The 1160-nt window shown below is 66.0% G+C and carries 1 protein-coding gene and 1 pseudogene; both read right to left on the bottom strand.

The features are described from left to right. Positions 1-550: 5'/3'-nucleotidase SurE (locus EN906_RS34775; protein ID WP_127375803.1), on the bottom strand; the 550-nt coding region annotated here is incomplete at its 3' end. Then, a pseudogene (locus EN906_RS34770) lies at positions 547-1160 on the bottom strand (MBL fold metallo-hydrolase); the annotation flags it as partial. The pseudogene EN906_RS34770 and the gene EN906_RS34775, both read right to left, overlap by 4 nt.

The following is a 1160-nucleotide window of genomic DNA, read 5'->3' as shown; positions in this document are numbered from 1 at the left end:
GAGCATCAACCTGCCGACCTTGCTGCCGGATTTCGGCCGGCAGCAAGGTCGGCAGGTTGATGCTCAGCCAATGACCCTCAGCGGCCCAGTCGGCGCGCGATTGCCACAATGAAGCGATGAGCGCGCCAAGCCATTGGTCGTCGCCATCGGTGAAATCAGGATTTTTCACGCGTGAGAACCCGATGGCCGGAACGCCCCAGAACGTCGCCTCCCGCGCAATGCCGAGCGTACCGGAATAGGCAAGGTCCTCGGCAGCGTTGCGGCCATCGTTGACGCCCGACAGCACAAGGCCCGGCTTCTCGGAATCGGCGAACAGCCAGGTCATGGCGCTTACCACGCAATCGGCCGGAGTGCCGGAACAGGAGTACCAGTTCGGTTTGACGCGCCGCATGGTCAACGGCCTGGCAATCGTCAATGACGAGCCGGCAGCGGTGCGCTTGCTGTCGGGCGCGACCACCCAGACATCGTCGCTCAACGCGCCGGCCGCATTGACCAGACGGGCAAGCCCCGGCGCTTCGATGCCGTCGTCGTTGCAAATCAGAATTCTCATCGTTTTCTTGCCTCCGACACCACTATGCGCTGGCCGGTGCGGCATTGCGTGCGCAGCGACGGGATGTGGGTTTGCAGATCGCCGAGAAGGTCCGGCGTGCAGGAATGACCGAGTGCGGCGGGACGACCGGCCTTCTCCCAGATGTCGACATTGCCCGGCAGCGTCGGATGGGTCGGCATGCGCACCCAGTCCGCTCGGCCGGCCTTGTGCAACAGATCGCCCGGCGAGCCTGACGGCAGATGGCCGGTAAGCAGCACCGGAAAACCGGAATGGTCGGCACGCGGCAAGAGGCGCGATGACGGGCCGGCTTCACCCATGCCGTCATCCGCCAGCAACGGCGTGGACGGCAGGGGATCAGCATCGGTCCAGTCGGCTGCTTCCTGCAAGCGGCGGCGCAGCAACGCTGAAACGCCCGGCAACAAGGCTGCCGTGGCGCCGATCTGCGCTTCCAGGGACGAACGCATGCCGGCATGGATGGCGAACGGGCCAGGCAAGGCCGCGATCAGCTCCAGCGACCGACCCGAGAGCGGCGTCGGCAAAAGACACCCGCCCGAATGCCCCGCAACCCACTGCGAGATTTCGAGCGCCCGCGCCGCGCCCGGCACGGGAT

This window comes from Mesorhizobium sp. M7A.F.Ca.CA.004.06.1.1 (genome assembly GCF_003999135.1).
Classification (GTDB): domain Bacteria; phylum Pseudomonadota; class Alphaproteobacteria; order Rhizobiales; family Rhizobiaceae; genus Mesorhizobium.
Note: the sequence above shows the minus strand (reverse complement) of the source record. Positions and strands in the feature narration are given on the sequence as shown.